Consider the following 17,162-nt stretch of genomic DNA (forward strand, 5'->3'; position numbering starts at 1 on the left):
GGCGGGGCCGCATTTGTGATCAATATCCCTTTCATCCCCTGAATTTTGCCAGCATTACTGATCACACGGCAGCATGCTGAAGGTTAATCTATTGCTCACTCTTTAGACTTTTGAACATCAAAACGGGTGTTTTCATCCTGCCAAATCGATAATTCAAAAGGAAACAGAATGGGTAACGCAATTACGATGGGGATAATATGGCATCTAATCGGTGCCGCTAGTGCCGCTTGTTTCTATGCCCCTTTTAAAAAGGTACAACACTGGTCCTGGGAAACCATGTGGTCTATAGGTGGTTTTGTTTCATGGCTGATCCTTCCCTGGCTCGTCAGCGCGATCCTTCTGCCGGACTTCTGGGCCTATTACAGTTCATTCAGTGCGTCCACCCTGCTGCCGGTATTTTTATTCGGTGCCATGTGGGGGATTGGTAATATCAACTATGGCCTGACTATGCGCTATCTCGGTATGTCGATGGGGATCGGGATCGCTATCGGCATTACGCTAATTGTTGGTACCTTAATGACGCCAATCATTGCCGGTAAATTTGACGTGCTCATTGGCACACCAGGCGGACGTATGACCCTGCTCGGCGTGCTGGTCGCCCTGATCGGAGTGGCGATTGTCACCCGCGCCGGACAGTTAAAAGAGCGCAAGATGGGCATCAAGGCCGAAGAGTTCAATCTGAAAAAAGGTCTGATACTGGCGGTGATGTGCGGCTTTTTCTCCGCGGGGATGTCCTTTGCCATGGATGCGGCTAAACCAATGCACGAAGCCGCTGCAACACTCGGTATCGATCCGCTGTATGTCGCCCTGCCAAGCTACGTAGTCATCATGGGCGGTGGTGCGGTGATCAATCTGGGATACTGCTTCATTCGTCTGGCAAAAATGAAAAACCTGTCAGTAAAGGCCGATTTCTCTTTAGCAAAACCGCTGATTATCAGCAATATCCTGTTTTCTGCGCTTGCTGGCCTGATGTGGTATCTCCAGTTCTTCTTTTACGCCTGGGGCCATGCCAAAATTCCAGCACAGTATGACTACATGAGCTGGATGCTGCACATGAGCTTCTACGTCCTGTGCGGCGGTATCGTGGGCCTGATCATGAAAGAGTGGAGCAATGCAGGGAGACGTCCGGTCAGCGTGCTAAGTCTTGGCTGCGTAGTGATCATTGTCGCAGCAAACATTGTTGGTCTGGGAATGGCCAGCTAATCATGTTGGGTACTGAGATGACGCCACTGGCTCGGCGTCATCCCGGTTTCGCGCGTGAATACCACCGAAAAGTAGTTACTATCCTCAAAGCCGCAGCGCATGGAAATCTCACTAATCATCAACCGACTATGCTTGAGCAGATACTGTGCATGGCACACCCGCACCTGGCGCTGATACTGGTTGATAGTCATCCCGGTCTGGCTACGGAACTGCTGGCGCAAAACGCGTTCGCTGCACCGTTCACGCTCGCAAAACGTATCCAGTTCGAACGCATGCTCATGGCTACCGGCTAACGCGGTGATCAGTTTATCCAGCAGCGTTTCACTTGACGTCGCCGGGAGCGTATCCGTGGCATAACGATGACGTTTAAGGTGAGTTACCAGTTGACCAAACAGCAGCTCAGCCATGGTAAAGGCCTGCGCATCGCGCTGATTACTTTCATGCTCAAGCTGGCTTATAACCTGTCTGGCCTGGGTCATGCCAACGCTGCCAAGTCGCCAGTGCGGCTGCCTTGGCGTACCGTCAAATCCGGGGATCGCCCCTTGCCAGTCAACATTCAGCGTTAACCGCTCCGGGCAGTAGATGATATTTTGCAACACAAGGTCGTTAACGGAGGTGTAGGAGTGTTTATCTTCGGCGCGAATGTAAAACAGATCGCCGCGGGTTATCCGGTACGGACGATCGTAAAGGACATGCAGACCATTGCCGCGCCAGACCAGAACCAGCTCGCAAAACTCGTGGGTATGCTCAGCAAAGACATCCTGCGGATAACGATCGGCCACGGCGACAGCCTGCTGCTCATGCGCAAAAAAGTCTGATTTCAAAAGAACCAGATGATTCGCCATCACATCACCTCAACCTGTACGCTTGCCGGATGCGCTGCGCTTATCCGGCATGAAAGGGTATGATTATCAGCAAACGGACGGTAAAAAACGTTGATAGCTTTCGCGTTACTGAAGGCTGCTTCCCGCTATAAGGTCACGCCCCTGACGAATATCGCGTGGCGACCACTCGAACTCACGGCGAAAAAGCGTCGAAAAGTGGTTACTGTCACCGAAACCGCAGAGATAAGCGATATCAGTCACGCTGTCATCACTGTGGCGGAGCAGATGCCTGGCTTTAATCAGTCGCAGACGGTTAAGGTAGCGCTGCGGCGTCAATCCTGTTTGCTGTTTAAGCTGGCGATGCAGAGTGCGTAAAGAGAGCGAAAACTTCTCGGCCAGCGCCTCCCAACACACCTCTTCGGCAAAGTTATCCTCCAGCCATGCCATCAAAAGGTTAAGCCGCGCATCGTTATCGGTCGCCGCTTCCATCAGGCTGCTTTTACGCAGCAGTACCAGCAACTGCATAAACAGGATCTCGCGATTTGCCGCCGTGGGCGTATCCATCTCCTCGCCGAGCGTCTCCATCTGCCCCACCAGGTGACGAACCTGCTGCAGTACGCCCTGGTTTACGCGCCAGTGGGAGGGATACTGCCCATTTTGTTCCTGAGGCAAAAGCTGATTCAGCCCGGCCAGAAATTGAAACGCATCCGGAGAGCGATACAACACATTGGTCAGACACAGATTGTCAGTATGTTCATATAAATGCCTGTCATGATCGCGGACGAAACACACCGTACCACCGCTGATGGTGTAAGGCTGTCCGTTGAACACATGGATCCCCGTTCCATGTTCGACCACCACAATTTCATGAAAATCATGATGATGTTCAGGAAACGCGGGCTGAGGAAGCCGCGGTTCAATAGCCACTGGCGCTTTACCTGTCGGAAAAAAATCCACGCAATGCAGTACGGTCATGACGGCTCCCCCTGATTAACGAATATGGCTGAATAGTAATTAAGGGTTCCTACCCTCACCTTAATTTTTTGACGCCAAAGTGCGTAAACACGGTTAATTCTTTAAGAAATGGCGGGAAAGATCGGGAAATGCGGAAGGCGTCACATCCGCCAAAATCCGCGCTATTAGTGGAAACTGTGAACAACATCACGTTCACCTTTGCCATGTTGCCAGCCGCTAATTGGGGCTGTCACTGTCAAGAAGGTACGCTTTATTCGGGGTTCTTAGACTGAGTGCAATAAAACTCAGAAGGACCTCGCCATGACTTTTCGCCATTGTGTCGCTGTCGATCTCGGCGCATCCAGTGGGCGCGTAATGCTCGCTCGTTACGACAGTAAACACCGCACACTGACGCTGCGTGAAATCCACCGCTTCGTTAACTGTCTGCAAAAAACGGACGGTTTTGACACCTGGGACATCGACAGCCTGGAAAACGACATTCGCCTTGGCCTGAAAAAAGTCTGTGATGAAGGCATTCGGATAGACAGCATTGGCATTGATACCTGGGGCGTGGATTACGTATTGATCGATAACGCCGGCCAACGTGTTGGTCTGCCGGTCTCTTACCGTGACAGCCGCACGACCGGCATTATGTCACAGGCGATGGCGCAGCCAGGTAAAGGTGAAATCTACCGCCGTAGCGGCATTCAGTTTCTGCCGTTTAACACCTTGTATCAGCTACGTGCGCTGGTTGAACAGCAGCCAGAACTGCTTGCGCAGGTGGCACATGCCCTGCTGATCCCCGACTACTTCAGCTTTCGCCTGACCGGCAAATTGAACTGGGAATACACCAACGCCACCACCACCCAGTTAGTCAATATCAACACCGACGACTGGGATGACACGCTGCTGGCGTGGACCGGGGCAGACAAAGCCTGGTTTGGTCGCCCGACGCATCCGGGGAACGTCATTGGTCACTGGATTTGCCCGCAGAAAAACCAAATTCCGGTTGTGGCCGTCGCCAGTCACGACACCGCCAGCGCGGTCATCGCTTCACCGCTGGCCGATAAAAATAGTGCGTATCTCTCTTCCGGTACCTGGTCGCTGATGGGCTTTGAGAGCAGAACGCCGTATACCAACGATGCGGCGCTGGCGGCGAACATCACCAACGAAGGGGGCGCGGAAGGGCGCTACCGCGTACTGAAAAACATCATGGGACTGTGGCTGCTCCAGCGCGTTTTAAAAGAGCGCCAGATTACCGACCTGCAAACGCTTATTGCCCAAACGCAAGCGCTGCCGGCCTGCCAATTCCTGATTAACCCGAACGACGATCGCTTTATCAACCCCGACGATATGAGCGCGGAAATTCAGGCGGCCTGTCGTGAATCGGGTCAACCCGTTCCCCAGCAAAACGCCGAACTGGCGCGCTGTATCTTCGACAGCCTGGCATTGCTATACGCTGACATTCTGCAAGAACTGGCACAACTGCGTGGTGCAGCATTTAGCCAACTGCACATCGTTGGCGGCGGCTGCCAGAACGCCCTACTGAACCAGCTGTGCGCGGATGCCTGCGGTATTCGCGTGATGTCCGGGCCGATTGAGGCCTCCACGCTCGGCAATATTGGCATCCAGTTGATGACGCTGGACGAGCTCAACAACGTCGATGATTTCCGTCAGGTGGTGCGTGCCAACTACGACCTGACCACCTTCATTCCAAATCCTGAAAGTGAAATTGCCCGCTACCAGGCGCAGTTTCCATCACTACGACAGACAAAGGAGCTTTGCGCATGACCACTCAACTTGAACAAGCCTGGGAACTGGCAAAACTGCGTTTCGCCGCGGTAGGCATTGATGTCGAGGCGGCCTTACGCCAGCTCGATCGTCTGCCGGTCTCCATGCACTGCTGGCAGGGCGATGATGTCGCCGGTTTCGAGAATCCGGAAGGCTCGCTCACAGGCGGTATTCAGGCTACCGGCAACTATCCGGGCAAAGCGCGTAACGCCACCGAACTGCGCGCCGATCTGGAGCAGGCACTGAGCCTGATCCCGGGTCCAAAACGTCTGAATTTGCACGCGATCTATCTGGAGTCCGATACGCCGGTTGCCCGCGACCAAATCAAACCTGAACATTTTAAAAACTGGGTTGAGTGGGCGAAAGCAAACCAGTTAGGGCTGGATTTCAACCCCTCCTGCTTCTCTCACCCGCTGAGCGCCGACGGCTTCACGCTGGCCCACGCCGATGACACCATTCGCCAGTTTTGGATTGACCACTGCAAAGCCAGCCGTCGCGTCTCAGCGTATTTTGGCGAGCAGTTGGGTACGCCATCGGTGATGAATATCTGGATCCCGGATGGCATGAAAGACATTACCGTTGACCGGTTAGCACCACGCCAACGTCTGCTTGAAGCACTGGATGAAGTGATCAGCGAAAAACTCGACCCGGCGCACCATATCGACGCCGTCGAGAGCAAGCTGTTTGGCATCGGCGCCGAAAGCTACACCGTGGGCTCCAACGAGTTCTATATGGGTTACGCCACCAGCCGTCAAACCGCGCTGTGCCTGGATGCGGGTCACTTCCATCCGACTGAAGTGATTTCCGACAAAATCTCCGCCGCCATGCTGTACGTACCGCGTCTGCTGCTGCACGTCAGCCGTCCGGTGCGCTGGGACAGCGATCACGTGGTGCTGCTGGATGACGAAACGCAGGCGATTGCCAGCGAGATCGTCCGCCACAACCTGTTCGACCGCGTACACATCGGCCTCGACTTCTTCGACGCCTCTATTAACCGCATCGCCGCGTGGGTTATCGGCACTCGCAATATGAAAAAAGCCCTGCTGCGCGCGCTGTTAGAACCGACCGAACAACTGCGTCAGCTGGAAGCCAGCGGCGACTACACCGCTCGTCTGGCCCTGCTGGAAGAGCAAAAATCGCTGCCGTGGCAGGCCGTCTGGGAGATGTATTGCCAGCGTCACGACACGCCAGCGGGAAGCCAGTGGCTGGACAGCGTGCGCGCCTATGAGAAAGAGATTTTGAGCAAACGTAGCTAACCGTGACACCAGGCTTACAGGCCGGATAAGACGCCCCACGTCGCTATCCGGCAATGAATGAAAGACGATTGCCGGATGGATCTTCACTTATCCGGCCTACGTAAGACCCGATAACGATCGGGCAATCAACAGGATCACCGAATATGCAAAACATGACTAATTCCTGGTTCGTCCAGGGGATGATCAAAGCCACTTCCGACGCGTGGCTGAAAGGCTGGGACGAACGTAACGGCGGCAATCTGACGCTGCGTCTGGATGAGGCTGACATTGCGCCATTTAGCGCCGATTTCCACGAAAAACCGCGCTATATCGCGCTAAGTCAGCCAATGCCTTTGCTGGCAAACACGCCGTTTATCGTCACCGGTTCCGGTAAATTTTTCCGTAACGTTCAGCTCGATCCCGCGGCAAATTTGGGCGTGGTGAAAGTAGACAGCGACGGCGCGGGCTACCACATCCTTTGGGGCCTGACCCACGAAGCGGTGCCAACCTCCGAGTTGCCGGCTCACTTCCTCTCCCATTGCGAGCGTATTAAAGCGACGAACGGCAAAGACCGCGTGATCATGCACTGCCATGCTACCAACCTGATCGCCCTGACCTACGTGCTGGAAAACAACACCCCGTTGATTACCCGCAAACTGTGGGAAGGCAGCACCGAATGTCTGGTGGTGTTCCCGGATGGCGTCGGCATTCTGCCGTGGATGGTGCCGGGTACGGATGAAATCGGTCAGGCAACCGCCGAGGAAATGCAGAAACACTCGCTGGTACTGTGGCCGTTCCACGGCGTGTTCGGCAGCGGTCCCTCCCTCGACGAAGCATTTGGCTTGATAGATACCGCAGAAAAATCCGCCGAAGTTTTAGTCAAAATCTATTCGATGGGCGGTATGAAGCAGACCATCACACGTGAAGAGCTGGTAGCACTGGCTAAACGCTTTGGCGTGACTCCGCTGGCAAGCGCCGTAGAGCTGTACTGATACCTGCCAACTCAACGCCGGATGCGGCTTCGCTTTATCCGGCCTACATGACGATGCACGTTTCACCGTCGGCCCGATAAGCGTAATGCCATCGGGCACCAGGGATTTTTTTTTAGGAGAATAGTGATGAGCTTTATGTTGGCACTGCCAAAAATTAGCCTGCATGGCGCCGGCGCGATTGCCGATATGGTGAATCTCGTGGCGAATAAACAATGGGGCAAAGCGCTGATCGTCACCGATGGTCAGTTGGTGAAGCTGGGCCTGCTGGATAGCCTGTTTGCCGCACTGGATGAACATCAAATGTCTTACCACCTGTTTGATGAGGTGTTCCCGAATCCGACAGAAGAGCTGGTACAGAAAGGTTTTACGGCATATCAGGGGGCAGAATGTGACTATATTATCGCCTTCGGCGGAGGCAGCCCGATCGATACCGCCAAAGCGGTGAAGATCCTGACCGCCAACCCAGGCCCTTCTACCGCTTACTCCGGCGTAGGCAAAGTGAAAAATGCGGGCGTGCCGCTGGTTGCCATCAATACCACTGCTGGTACAGCAGCAGAGATGACCAGCAACGCGGTCATTATCGACTCTGCCCGCAAGGTCAAAGAGGTGATCATCGACCCGAACATCATCCCGGATATCGCCGTGGATGACGCCAGCGTGATGCTGGAAATCCCAGCCTCCGTTACCGCCGCAACCGGCATGGACGCCCTGACTCACGCGGTGGAAGCCTATGTTTCCGTTGGCGCGCATCCGCTCACCGACGCCAACGCCCTGGAAGCGATTCGCCTGATCAACCTGTGGCTGCCGAAAGCGGTCGACGATGGTCATAACCTCGAGGCCCGTGAGCAAATGGCGTTTGGTCAGTATCTGGCGGGTATGGCATTCAACAGTGCTGGTCTGGGTCTGGTGCATGCGCTGGCACACCAGCCAGGCGCGACCCATAATCTGCCGCACGGCGTCTGCAATGCCATCCTGCTGCCGATCATCGAAAACTTTAACCGCCCTAACGCCGTGGCGCGTTTTGCCCGAGTGGCGCAGGCGATGGGAGTGGACACCCGCGGGATGAGCGACGAAGCGGCAAGCATGGAGGCCATCACCGCGATTCGTGCCCTGAGCAAGCGTGTAGGTATTCCGGCTGGTTTTAGTTCCCTTGGCGTGACGAAAGAGGATATTGAAGGCTGGCTGGATAAAGCCCTCGCCGATCCATGTGCGCCGTGTAACCCACGCACCGCCAGCCGCGATGAGGTCCGCGAGCTGTATCTGGAGGCGTTATGATCCGCAAGGCCTTTGTGATGCAGGTGAATGCCGACGCGCACGTTGAGTATCAACGTCGGCACAATCCCATCTGGCCAGAACTGGAAGCGGTGCTGAAAGAGCACGGTGCCCATCACTACGCGATTTATCTCGACCAGGAACGCAACCTGCTGTTCGCCACCGTCGAGATTGAGTCAGAAGAGCGCTGGAACGCCGTTGCCAGCACCGATGTTTGCCAGCGTTGGTGGAAGCATATGCGTGATGTCATGCCCGCCAATCCGGACAACAGCCCGGTCAGCGCTGAGCTAAAAGAAGTATTTTATCTGCCTTAACCGCTCTGTTTCCTCCCCTGACGGGGGAGGAAACCTTTTTCTCCCGTCAGCAGCATTGCGTTCGTTTTGTCATCCACGCCTTTTCCCCACAACCCGGCACCTGCTCAGGCATACCGATGCTGAAAGTCTCCGGCGTCACCAAACTGGAAGACGGGACTGCATTTAACTACTCGTGTAGCTACAACCGCGCCGACAAGTTCAAAATCAAAAATAACTGGGTGGGAAAATAAAAGCCTGATGACCAGGCTCTAAGAAAAAAGCGCCTGAATCCAGGCGCCTGAGAACGGAAAATCAGAAGAAGTATTTGAAACGGAGACGCGCGCCGTAACGGTCGTCGTCGTCGGTATAATTCTCCGGATTGCTGTTATCGCTGTTAATCATCGAATAATAAGCGCCGAGATAAATATTAAAGTTCTGCATATCCATCACATTCGGAATTAAATAAGACGCGTGAATGGTATGAATATCGTAAGTGCCCTCATTGTAGAACCAGTCATTATCATCGTGATCGATCAGACCGTTAAATTCGTCGATCTTGTTATGAGCATAGATATAGCCCAGTTCAAAGCGCTTCCACAGAGCGTTGGCCGCCGCCGTAAAATCTTTTTCGTTATCCGCATCGAGATAAGCGGTGTTCAGGTTAAACACCAGGCCATTTTCCGGATCGGCTTTCAGACCGTTCCAGGTCATCGTCATACCGTAACCGGTACGATCGGACTGATCGACAAAGTTGCCCTGAGCATCGGTATATCCATAGGCGTTATTGATAACGTTCGATTCCATGGCCGCAGAAATCGTCAGCGCATCCACCGGCGTCCAGGCGACGACCGGGCGCAGATAAGCCACGTTTTTCTCCTGCTCCATTTCACGACCATGATAGCTGCTATCCTGATAAAGCGAGGTACCATCTTCCAGCAGGGTATTTAACTCGAAATACCAGTTATCGAGCTGTTTGCTCATCAGGAAGCTGCCGCCGGAATCAGAACGGCCACGACCTTCTTTCATCATGTAGATGTAGCCGCTACCGTCATCATACAAATCGTTGGCGGTATGCCCTGAATGCTCAACAAAGGTATCCTGATTCAGCGGGAACATATCGTAAGCTTCGAAACGACCGACTTTTACTTTCCAGTCATTTTCCTGACCGAAGAAGAAAGCGGCGTCATCAAGATTGACCGAACCCGTCATGTCAGCCAGCGGTTGCGCTGAGAAACCGGCGAAATAGCCGTTATCCAGCTTACGCATACCGTCAAAGCCCAGCAGGATGCGTCCGTTCAGATCCCAGCGTTCATTGGTTGGGTCGCCCACATTCGAATTGGTTGCCGCCAGCACGCCTTTGTTGCTTTCCGCATCCATGTTGAATTCCACGTCGCCGTAGATTTTCAGATCGCCATAGCCGGAGAGCACCAGGTTAGGGGCGGTGGCGTTCTTTTTGGTCTCTTGCGCGGGCGTAGTGCCGTTGACTGGCGTATTCCCCTGAGCAACTTTAATTTCCTGGATCTCCGCAGCCTGCTGTACCTGCAATTGCTGCACCTGATTTTCCGTTTTTGCCGCGCGGTTTTCCGCAGCTTCCAGCCGAGCCTCCAGTTGTTCGAGCCGCTGTTCCAGAGTCATTTTTTGCGTTTTAGCAAAGCCATTATTTGCCACTAATAATAGACCTATTGCTAAAGCTAACGTCGATTTCTTCATTATTTGCTTTCCTTGAAATAAAGATCGCCCAACGTCTTCCGACCGGAAGACGCGCAACATGCAAATCCAAAAAATATTTTTATAGGTAATACGATACCGATGACTGAAATAAATTCAGAACATTAAAACGTGGCACCAGTGCAGGCTAATATTTATTATCATACTGATTTTATTATGTGTAACGTAGATATAAGTAAGAATGTGAGGGATATAACAATAGTGCTGAAATTAACTAAAAATAATAAAAACAATTTTATATGAATAACAATAAAACATAATTAAAAATAATAAAGGCGCGAACGATAATCGCCGCACCTTTATTTAATAAGCGTTCAATTAACTCTGCTCAGAAACCAGAATCGCCTGAGTGTCAGGCTCCAGTGCTTTAAAGATATGCGCTTGATCGGCGGGGTAACAAATATAATCCCCCTCACCTAACTCTTCCGGCGCTTCCGTCAATCCCACCATCGCCTTACCCTGCGTTACGATAATATGTTCAACCGATCCCGGTGGATGCGGTTGTGAAATACGATCCGCGCCCGGCTGCGTCAGCAGCAGATAGATATCCCGCCGCGCACCCGGTGGGCAGGCGGCCAGTAAAATGGCCTGATAGTGGGCCTGCTCAGCCACGACTTTTGTCCCTTCGCCGCGGCGAATCACCTGCGTTTTTTGCTCCTGCGGTTCCAGCAAGCGCGCAAAGGGAATATCTAACGCCACACACAGCGACCAGAGCGTTTCCAGGCTAGGATTTCCATTGCCCGCTTCCAATTGCGAGAGTGTCGATTTTGCAATCCCTGCGCGACGGGCAATCTCCGCCAGCGACAAACCGGTGCGCTGACGTTCACGCACCAGACTTTTCGCGATCATACTGATGGGCTGGGTCATTCACGACTCCATGTTTTTTATATCGAACGAATTGTTCGACTTGTAAAGCCAATTAGTCACGTTCATTATAATGGAAACTCGTTCGATATGGCTAAAACGGTATGAAACATTATTTTTCCAGTCTCAAAGGCGACACGATAAAAGCAATATTTTTAGTCTGTCTGGCCGTCGGTGTAGTCGGCATGTCATACGGCTCGCTGGCGATGGCCTACGGCTTCCCGCTGTGGGTACCGTTTGTACTCTCTATTACAGTGCTGGCGGGCGCGTCCGAGTTTATGTTTATCGGCATTATCGCCAGCGGTGGTAATCCACTGGCGGCTGCGGCTGCGGGTTTACTGGTTAACGCCCGACACGTGCCGTTCGGCGTCACCGTGCGCGATCTGGTAGGCACCCGGGCTGCCAGTTTCCTCGGCTGTCATATTATGAACGACGAAAGCGTGGTCTTTGGCCTGTCGCAAAAAACGCCTGAGCAACGTAAAGCCGCCTACTGGCTGTGTGGTCTGGGCGTCGCAATTTTCTGGCCTGTTGGCACCCTGATCGGCGCAGGCGTCGGCAAACTGCTCCCTGCCCCGGAAACCATCGGTCTGGATGCCGTCTTCCCTGCCATTCTGCTGGCTCTGGTCGTCCCGGCATTCAAAAACCGCACTACGCTGATTCGTGCCTGTAGCGGCGCCACGTTGTCGCTTGCCGCCATTCCCTTTGCGCCGGTCGGTTTACCGGTTTTGCTCTCACTCTTTGGCTTACTGACGAGGAAAAAATAATGGGCAATATGACGCTGTTTATCGTCGGTATCGCCATGTTATCTGTGGGAACGTATTTAATGCGTTTAGGGGGAGCTAAGCTTGGAAGCCGTTTAGCGTTCTCAGAACGCTCGCAGGCGCTGCTTTCCGACGCCGCAACGGTATTACTGTTCTCCGTTGCGCTGGCGACCACCTTTTACGAAGGCGAACACTTTGCCGGGATGGCGCGCGTACTCGGCGTGGCTTTTGCGGTATTTCTCGCCTGGCGTAAGATGCCGCTGATCGTGGTGATCGTTGCCGCCGCAGTGGTAACCGCGCTGTTACGAATGGTGGGTATACACTAACTATATAATTACCCTGGCGAAATATTCATCAGGGTAATCACCTGTAGCGTTATGTGTTTTACCCCACAAAACCAGGCGCTAACTCTGCCTCAAATTGTCACTTCCCGCTGACATATTGCTGCTCATCTCTTCACCATCTCACCGTTAAAATCAAATCAAACAGTTTTTAACGGAGTCCCACCATGACAGCCCTTACAGCTAACTGCATTGACCTGAATATTCAGGGGAATAGCGTTTATGCCATCCTCAAGCAACTGGCGAATATGGCGCTTCAAAATGGCTACGTCTCTGACCGCAGCGCCTTCCTGCAAACGCTGCTGATACGCGAAAAGCTGCATTCCACCGGCTTTGGTTCGGGCATTGCCGTCCCACACGGTAAAAGCGCCTGTATCACACGCCCCTTCGTCTTGTTCGCGCGCAAATCAGAAAAAGTGGACTGGAAAGCCAGCGACGGCGAGGACGTTAACTGCTGGATCTGCCTCGGCGTGCCACAAACGGGCGAGGACGATCAGGTCAAAATTATCGGCACCCTGTGCCGCAAAATTATCCATCAAGATTTCATCAACCAACTGAAGCAAGGCGACACCGACCAGGTACTCGCCCTGCTCAATCAGACCTTAACCTCATAAGGAAGCGGCTATGGAGTCATCCTTGCGTTTAGTGGCGATTACCAACTGTCCGGCGGGTATCGCCCACACTTATATGGTGGCAGAAGCGCTGGAGCAAAAAGCGCGCTCGCTCGGCCATACGATTAAAGTCGAAACCCAGGGCTCAAGCGGCATCGAAAACCGACTGACCAGTGAAGAAATTGCCGCTGCCGATTACGTTATTCTGGCTACAGGTCGCGGCCTGAGCGGTGAAGACCGGGCGCGTTTCGCCGGGAAAAAAGTCTATGAAATAGCCATTTCCCAGGCGCTGAAAAATATCGACCTGATTTTTACGCAGTTACCGACTCATTCACAACTTTTTGCCACTGATAGCAGCGTGAAGCTGGGAAAACAGGAGGTCCAGCACGGTAGCGTGATGAGCCACCTGATGGCTGGCGTTTCCGCCGCGCTGCCGTTTGTTATTGGCGGCGGTATTCTGGTTGCCATCGCTAATATGCTGGTACAGTTCGGTTTGCCCTATGCCGATATGTCGAAAGGTGCGCCGTCGTTCACCTGGGTTGTTGAATCCATCGGCTATCTGGGTTTCACCTTTATGATCCCCATTATGGGGGCATACATCGCGTGGTCGATTGCCGATAAGCCCGCTTTTGCCCCGGCGTTTCTGGTGTGTTACCTGGCGAACGATAAAGGTCTTCTCGGCACCCAGTCCGGCGCGGGGTTTCTCGGCGCGGTCGTACTCGGGCTGGCAATTGGCTACTTTGTGCTTTGGTTTCGCAAGGTTCGACTCGGCAAAGCGTTGCAGCCGCTGCTCGGCTCCATGCTGATCCCGTTTGTCACTTTGCTGGTGTTTGGCGTCCTGACTTATTACGTCATCGGCCCGGTGATGTCCGATCTTATGGGCGGCCTGTTGCATTTCCTGAATACCATTCCCCCTTCAATGAAAATGGGCGCAGCCTTCCTCGTTGGCGCAATGCTGGCATTTGATATGGGCGGGCCAATCAATAAAACGGCCTGGTTCTTCTGCTTCTCACTGCTGGAAAAACATATCTATGACTGGTACGCCATCGTCGGCGTGGTGGCGCTGATGCCGCCCGTCGCGGCAGGTATCGCCACCTATTTAGCGCCGAAACTGTTTACCCAGCAGGAGAAGGCCGCCGCCAGCAGTGCGATTGTAGTGGGTGCCACCGTCGCCACCGAACCGGCAATCCCCTATGCGCTGGCCGCGCCGCTGCCGATGATTACCGCCAATACGCTCTCCGGTGGTATTACCGGCATGCTGGTCATCGCCTTTGGAATCAAACGTCTCGCGCCGGGTTTAGGTATCTTTGATCCGCTAATTGGCCTGATGTCTCCGGTGGGGTCATTTTACCTGGTGCTGGCTATCGGTCTGGCGCTGAACATTTCGTTAATTATCATCCTGAAAGGATTGTGGCTGAAACGTAAAGCCGCGCAGCAGGAGCTTGCCCATGAACATTGAGTTACTTCAGCAGTTATGCGAAGCCAGCGCCGTCAGCGGTGATGAGCAGGAAGTTCGCACTCTTCTCATTAATGCGCTGGATTCCAGCGTCGATGAAATCACTTTTGACGGCCTCGGCAGTTTTGTCGCACGCAAAGGCAACCGTGGGCCGAAGGTTGCCATCGTCGGCCACATGGATGAAGTGGGCTTTATGGTCACGCATATCGACGAAAGCGGCTTTTTGCGCTTCACCACCATTGGCGGTTGGTGGAGCCAGTCGATGCTGAACCACCGGGTCGCCATCCGCACCCGCAAGGGCGTTAAAATCCCTGGCATAATCGGCTCCGTGGCACCGCACGCCTTAACGGAAAAGCAGAAACAGCAACCTCTGACATTTGACGAAATGTTCATCGATATTGGCGCCAACAGCCGCGAAGAAGTAGAAAACCGCGGAATTGCGATCGGTGATTTCGTGAGCCCGGAAGCCAATTTCGCTCGCTGGGGCGAAGATAAGATCGTCGGCAAAGCGCTGGATAATCGCGTCGGCTGTGCCCTGATGACCGAGCTTTTACAAACCGTGGATAACCCTGAAATTACCCTGTACGGCGTGGGCAGCGTGGAAGAAGAAGTGGGTTTACGCGGGGCGCAAACCTCAGCGGAGCATATCAAGCCCGATGTGGTGATCGTGCTGGATACTGCGGTTGCGGGCGATGTGCCCGGAATCGACAGCATTAAATACCCACTCAAGCTTGGCGAGGGCCCAGGGCTGATGCTGTTCGATAAGCGCTATTTCCCTAATCAGCAGTTGGTTGCCACATTAAAAGCGTGTGCAGAAAACAGCGGTGCGTCATTGCAGTTTTGCACCATGAAAACCGGGGCGACGGACGGTGGACGCTATAACGTTATGGGCGGCGGTCGTCCGGTGGCGGCGCTATGCCTGCCGACTCGCTATCTCCACGCCAACAGCGGCATGATTTCCGCATCGGATTACGACGCGCTGTTTACGCTGGTGCGCGAACTGCTCACCTCGCTGTCGACCGAAAAGGTCCGCGCGCTTACTGACTTTCGCCGGGAGAGTTAATGCTTTCGGAACGCCAGTTAAAATTGGTGGATCTTCTTGAACAGCAGCCGTGTTTGCTGGGCGACCTGGCGCGGCAAACTGGCGTTTCAGGCAGAACCATCCTGCGCGATATTGACTACCTCAATTTTACCCTCAGCGGTAAGGCCCGCATTCAGCCCGGTGGCAGTGCGGGCTATCAGTTGGAAATTGTCGACAGACGCGGTTATTTTCAGCTTCTGCAACGCCATGATAATGATGACCGGTTGCTGGCCTTTCTTCTGCTCAATACCTTTACACCGCGTGTACAGCTGGCTTCGGCGCTCAATTTACCTGAAACCTGGGTGGCCGATCGTCTCCCACGGTTGAAGCAGCGCTATGAGCGGGCCTTTTGTCTTGCCAGCCGCCCGGGCGTCGGTCATTTCATTGATGAACCAGAAGAAAAGCGCATTATCCTGTTGGCGAATCTGCTTAAAAAAGATCCCCTCTTAATTCCACTGCCGGGTATTACCCGGGACAATATCGACAGGCTCAATGCAGCATGTGAAAAACTTAATGAATTCCCGCTCATCTCGGGAGAGTACCTGGCAAGTCTGGTGCTGGCCGTCTATGCCCTGCGTAACCAGCTCTCCGGGTCATGGCCGGAGTGTCGGTATGTATCACTGAAAAACGCGGTGGAACAAGGAGGAGTCTACCTGGGCGAGAACGCCGTCAGAACACTGATCGGCCTTCTGGAAATCAGACAACGGCAGGCAATGACAATTTCTGCCGATGCGGTGACCTTGTTGTTAAAAAGCGTTCCCGGCATCGCTGCGTTGAACGTTATCGATACCCAACTGGTTGATAATATTACCGGCCACCTGCTGAGATGCGTCTCTGCCCCAGTTTGGGTACCAGAACATCGCCAGAGCAGTATGCACAACCTGAAGTCGACCTGGCCTGCCGCCTTCGATTTGAGTCTGCGTTTTATTGCCCTGTTGCGTGAAAAACTGGATATCCCACTGTTCGATAGCGACCTCATCGGGCTTTACTTCGCCTGCGCACTGGAGCGCCATCAAAACGAGCGCCAGCCGGTCATTTTGTTATCCGACCAGAATGCTATCGCCACCATCAACCAACAGGCCATTGAGCGAGATGTTCTGAATTGTCGGGTGATCATTGCGCGAAATACGAGTGAAGTCAGCGCCATCAGTGAAGAAATCACCCCACTGTTAATCATCAACAATAGTCACTATTTACTTGATGAATATATAAAAAATACCTTAACCATCAAGAACATCATCACCGCTGCGGGTACCGAGCAGATTAAACACTTCCTCGCGACGGCCTTTATCCGCCAGCAGCCCGAACGTTTCTTTTTACAGCCGGGCAGCTTCCATTACGCCAATATGAAGACCGAAAGCTGGCAGAGTATCATCGGCCGGATCTGCGGCCAGCTTGTGGCACAGAGCCATATCACCGAGGACGAAGCGCTGCGCATTTGCGCCCGGGAGCATGAAGGTGAAAACCTGATCGTGAATCGCCTGGCGATTCCTCATTGCTGGAGCGAACAGGAGCGCCGCTTTCGTGGTTTCTTTATTACCCTCGCACACCCTATTCTGGTGAATAACGAACCGGTCAGCCATGTCCTGATCGCCTGTGCCGCCGCCGAGGCGCGGCATGAGCTAAAAATCTTCAGTTATTTATCCAGCGTGCTGAGCAGCCATCCGGCAGAAACTATTGCGGGATTGAAAGACTATAACGCGTTTATCGAATTGCTCAGGCAGTGAATACCGGAAATGAAAAAAGCGCCTCAAGG

At 53.5% G+C, this 17,162-nt stretch carries 16 protein-coding genes; 12 read left to right on the forward strand and 4 right to left on the reverse strand.

The features are described from left to right. Window positions 1-168 precede the first annotated feature (168 nt). A complete protein-coding gene (gene rhaT, locus GFC06_RS03605) occupies window positions 169-1,203 on the forward strand; it encodes an L-rhamnose/proton symporter RhaT (protein WP_016157897.1) in 1,035 nt (344 codons plus the stop codon). On the opposite strand, the gene rhaR is transcribed toward rhaT, so the two are convergent. Together rhaR and rhaS are read right to left on the reverse strand one after the other, a co-directional pair. Continuing rightward, window positions 1,200-2,048, reverse strand: coding sequence for an HTH-type transcriptional activator RhaR (rhaR, locus tag GFC06_RS03610; protein ID WP_153689842.1), 849 nt, complete (start codon window positions 2,046-2,048; stop codon window positions 1,200-1,202). The genes rhaT and rhaR overlap by 4 nt on opposite strands. A 105-nt stretch (window positions 2,049-2,153) precedes the next feature. After that, window positions 2,154-3,002, reverse strand: coding sequence for an HTH-type transcriptional activator RhaS (gene rhaS, locus GFC06_RS03615; protein ID WP_016157890.1), 849 nt, complete (start codon window positions 3,000-3,002; stop codon window positions 2,154-2,156). Window positions 3,003-3,302: 300 nt separating this feature from the next. Between rhaS and rhaB the strand changes: the two genes are divergently transcribed. The 5 genes from rhaB to rhaM all read left to right on the forward strand — a co-directional run bounded on the left by rhaB (window position 3,303) and on the right by rhaM (window position 8,585). Next, the gene (gene rhaB, locus GFC06_RS03620) at window positions 3,303-4,772 is read left to right on the forward strand and encodes a rhamnulokinase (protein WP_049282354.1); all 1,470 of its coding nucleotides are present in this window, start codon (window positions 3,303-3,305) and stop codon (window positions 4,770-4,772) included. After that, window positions 4,769-6,028, forward strand: a complete 1,260-nt coding sequence (rhaA, locus tag GFC06_RS03625; RefSeq protein WP_019077926.1) for an L-rhamnose isomerase — start codon at window positions 4,769-4,771, stop codon at window positions 6,026-6,028. The genes rhaB and rhaA overlap by 4 nt, the downstream gene beginning before the upstream one ends. Window positions 6,029-6,171: 143 nt before the next feature. Further along, the gene (gene rhaD / locus GFC06_RS03630) at window positions 6,172-6,999 is read left to right on the forward strand and encodes a rhamnulose-1-phosphate aldolase (RefSeq protein ID WP_016155197.1); all 828 of its coding nucleotides are present in this window, start codon (window positions 6,172-6,174) and stop codon (window positions 6,997-6,999) included. Between the two features lie 126 nt (window positions 7,000-7,125). Continuing rightward, complete coding sequence (fucO, locus tag GFC06_RS03635) at window positions 7,126-8,274, forward strand: lactaldehyde reductase (RefSeq protein ID WP_016155196.1); 1,149 nt, start codon at window positions 7,126-7,128, stop codon at window positions 8,272-8,274. After that, on the forward strand, window positions 8,271-8,585 hold the full coding sequence (gene rhaM, locus GFC06_RS03640; protein WP_016155195.1) for an L-rhamnose mutarotase: 315 nt from the start codon (window positions 8,271-8,273) through the stop codon (window positions 8,583-8,585). Before fucO ends, rhaM begins: the two co-directional genes overlap by 4 nt. Before the next feature lie 291 nt (window positions 8,586-8,876). On the opposite strand, the gene GFC06_RS03645 is transcribed toward rhaM, so the two are convergent. Both GFC06_RS03645 and GFC06_RS03650 read right to left on the reverse strand, forming a co-directional pair. Then, window positions 8,877-10,274 (reverse strand): carbohydrate porin, encoded by a 1,398-nt coding sequence (locus GFC06_RS03645; protein WP_153689843.1) that lies wholly within the window; start codon window positions 10,272-10,274, stop codon window positions 8,877-8,879. Between the two features lie 336 nt (window positions 10,275-10,610). Continuing rightward, window positions 10,611-11,159 carry a helix-turn-helix domain-containing protein gene (locus tag GFC06_RS03650; protein ID WP_016155192.1) on the reverse strand — a complete coding sequence of 183 codons (549 nt, stop codon included), beginning with the start codon at window positions 11,157-11,159 and terminating at the stop codon, window positions 10,611-10,613. A gap of 101 nt (window positions 11,160-11,260) precedes the next feature. On the opposite strand from GFC06_RS03650, the gene GFC06_RS03655 reads away from it, so the two are divergent. The 6 genes from GFC06_RS03655 to GFC06_RS03680 all read left to right on the forward strand — a co-directional run bounded on the left by GFC06_RS03655 (window position 11,261) and on the right by GFC06_RS03680 (window position 17,133). Then, entirely contained in the window at window positions 11,261-11,920 is a 660-nt protein-coding gene (locus tag GFC06_RS03655) for an AzlC family ABC transporter permease (protein ID WP_016155191.1), read from the forward strand. Next, window positions 11,920-12,243 carry an AzlD domain-containing protein gene (locus tag GFC06_RS03660; RefSeq protein ID WP_016157884.1) on the forward strand — a complete coding sequence of 108 codons (324 nt, stop codon included), beginning with the start codon at window positions 11,920-11,922 and terminating at the stop codon, window positions 12,241-12,243. The genes GFC06_RS03655 and GFC06_RS03660 overlap by 1 nt, the downstream gene beginning before the upstream one ends. Before the next feature lie 182 nt (window positions 12,244-12,425). Further along, window positions 12,426-12,872 (forward strand): PTS fructose transporter subunit IIA, encoded by a 447-nt coding sequence (locus GFC06_RS03665; RefSeq protein WP_049282350.1) that lies wholly within the window; start codon window positions 12,426-12,428, stop codon window positions 12,870-12,872. A 10-nt stretch (window positions 12,873-12,882) separates the two neighbouring features. Next, the gene (locus GFC06_RS03670) at window positions 12,883-14,328 is read left to right on the forward strand and encodes a PTS fructose-like transporter subunit IIBC (RefSeq protein ID WP_153689844.1); all 1,446 of its coding nucleotides are present in this window, start codon (window positions 12,883-12,885) and stop codon (window positions 14,326-14,328) included. Beyond that, the gene (locus GFC06_RS03675; protein WP_153689845.1) at window positions 14,318-15,388 is read left to right on the forward strand and encodes an aminopeptidase; all 1,071 of its coding nucleotides are present in this window, start codon (window positions 14,318-14,320) and stop codon (window positions 15,386-15,388) included. Before GFC06_RS03670 ends, GFC06_RS03675 begins: the two co-directional genes overlap by 11 nt. Further along, window positions 15,388-17,133, forward strand: a complete 1,746-nt coding sequence (locus GFC06_RS03680; protein ID WP_153689846.1) for a putative frv operon regulatory protein — start codon at window positions 15,388-15,390, stop codon at window positions 17,131-17,133. The genes GFC06_RS03675 and GFC06_RS03680 overlap by 1 nt, the downstream gene beginning before the upstream one ends. The last annotated feature ends 29 nt before the right edge of the window (window positions 17,134-17,162 follow it).

Source organism: Citrobacter braakii (genome assembly GCF_009648935.1).
In the GTDB taxonomy this organism is placed as follows: Bacteria; Pseudomonadota; Gammaproteobacteria; order Enterobacterales; family Enterobacteriaceae; genus Citrobacter; species Citrobacter braakii.

What these genes read in the sequence shown, in the direction of transcription:
- GFC06_RS03675 (WP_153689845.1), top strand. Translation starts at nt 14,318, where the DNA reads ATGAACATTGAGTTACTTCAGCAGTTATGCGAAGCCAGCGCCGTCAGC.
- rhaB (WP_049282354.1), top strand. Translation starts at nt 3,303, where the DNA reads ATGACTTTTCGCCATTGTGTCGCTGTCGATCTCGGCGCATCCAGTGGG.
- rhaR (WP_153689842.1), bottom strand. Translation starts at nt 2,048, where the DNA reads ATGGCGAATCATCTGGTTCTTTTGAAATCAGACTTTTTTGCGCATGAG.
- GFC06_RS03650 (WP_016155192.1), bottom strand. Translation starts at nt 11,159, where the DNA reads ATGACCCAGCCCATCAGTATGATCGCGAAAAGTCTGGTGCGTGAACGT.
- GFC06_RS03680 (WP_153689846.1), top strand. Translation starts at nt 15,388, where the DNA reads ATGCTTTCGGAACGCCAGTTAAAATTGGTGGATCTTCTTGAACAGCAG.
- GFC06_RS03645 (WP_153689843.1), bottom strand. Translation starts at nt 10,274, where the DNA reads ATGAAGAAATCGACGTTAGCTTTAGCAATAGGTCTATTATTAGTGGCA.
- rhaA (WP_019077926.1), top strand. Translation starts at nt 4,769, where the DNA reads ATGACCACTCAACTTGAACAAGCCTGGGAACTGGCAAAACTGCGTTTC.
- GFC06_RS03665 (WP_049282350.1), top strand. Translation starts at nt 12,426, where the DNA reads ATGACAGCCCTTACAGCTAACTGCATTGACCTGAATATTCAGGGGAAT.
- fucO (WP_016155196.1), top strand. Translation starts at nt 7,126, where the DNA reads ATGAGCTTTATGTTGGCACTGCCAAAAATTAGCCTGCATGGCGCCGGC.
- GFC06_RS03670 (WP_153689844.1), top strand. Translation starts at nt 12,883, where the DNA reads ATGGAGTCATCCTTGCGTTTAGTGGCGATTACCAACTGTCCGGCGGGT.
- rhaM (WP_016155195.1), top strand. Translation starts at nt 8,271, where the DNA reads ATGATCCGCAAGGCCTTTGTGATGCAGGTGAATGCCGACGCGCACGTT.
- rhaT (WP_016157897.1), top strand. Translation starts at nt 169, where the DNA reads ATGGGTAACGCAATTACGATGGGGATAATATGGCATCTAATCGGTGCC.
- GFC06_RS03655 (WP_016155191.1), top strand. Translation starts at nt 11,261, where the DNA reads ATGAAACATTATTTTTCCAGTCTCAAAGGCGACACGATAAAAGCAATA.
- GFC06_RS03660 (WP_016157884.1), top strand. Translation starts at nt 11,920, where the DNA reads ATGGGCAATATGACGCTGTTTATCGTCGGTATCGCCATGTTATCTGTG.
- rhaD (WP_016155197.1), top strand. Translation starts at nt 6,172, where the DNA reads ATGCAAAACATGACTAATTCCTGGTTCGTCCAGGGGATGATCAAAGCC.
- rhaS (WP_016157890.1), bottom strand. Translation starts at nt 3,002, where the DNA reads ATGACCGTACTGCATTGCGTGGATTTTTTTCCGACAGGTAAAGCGCCA.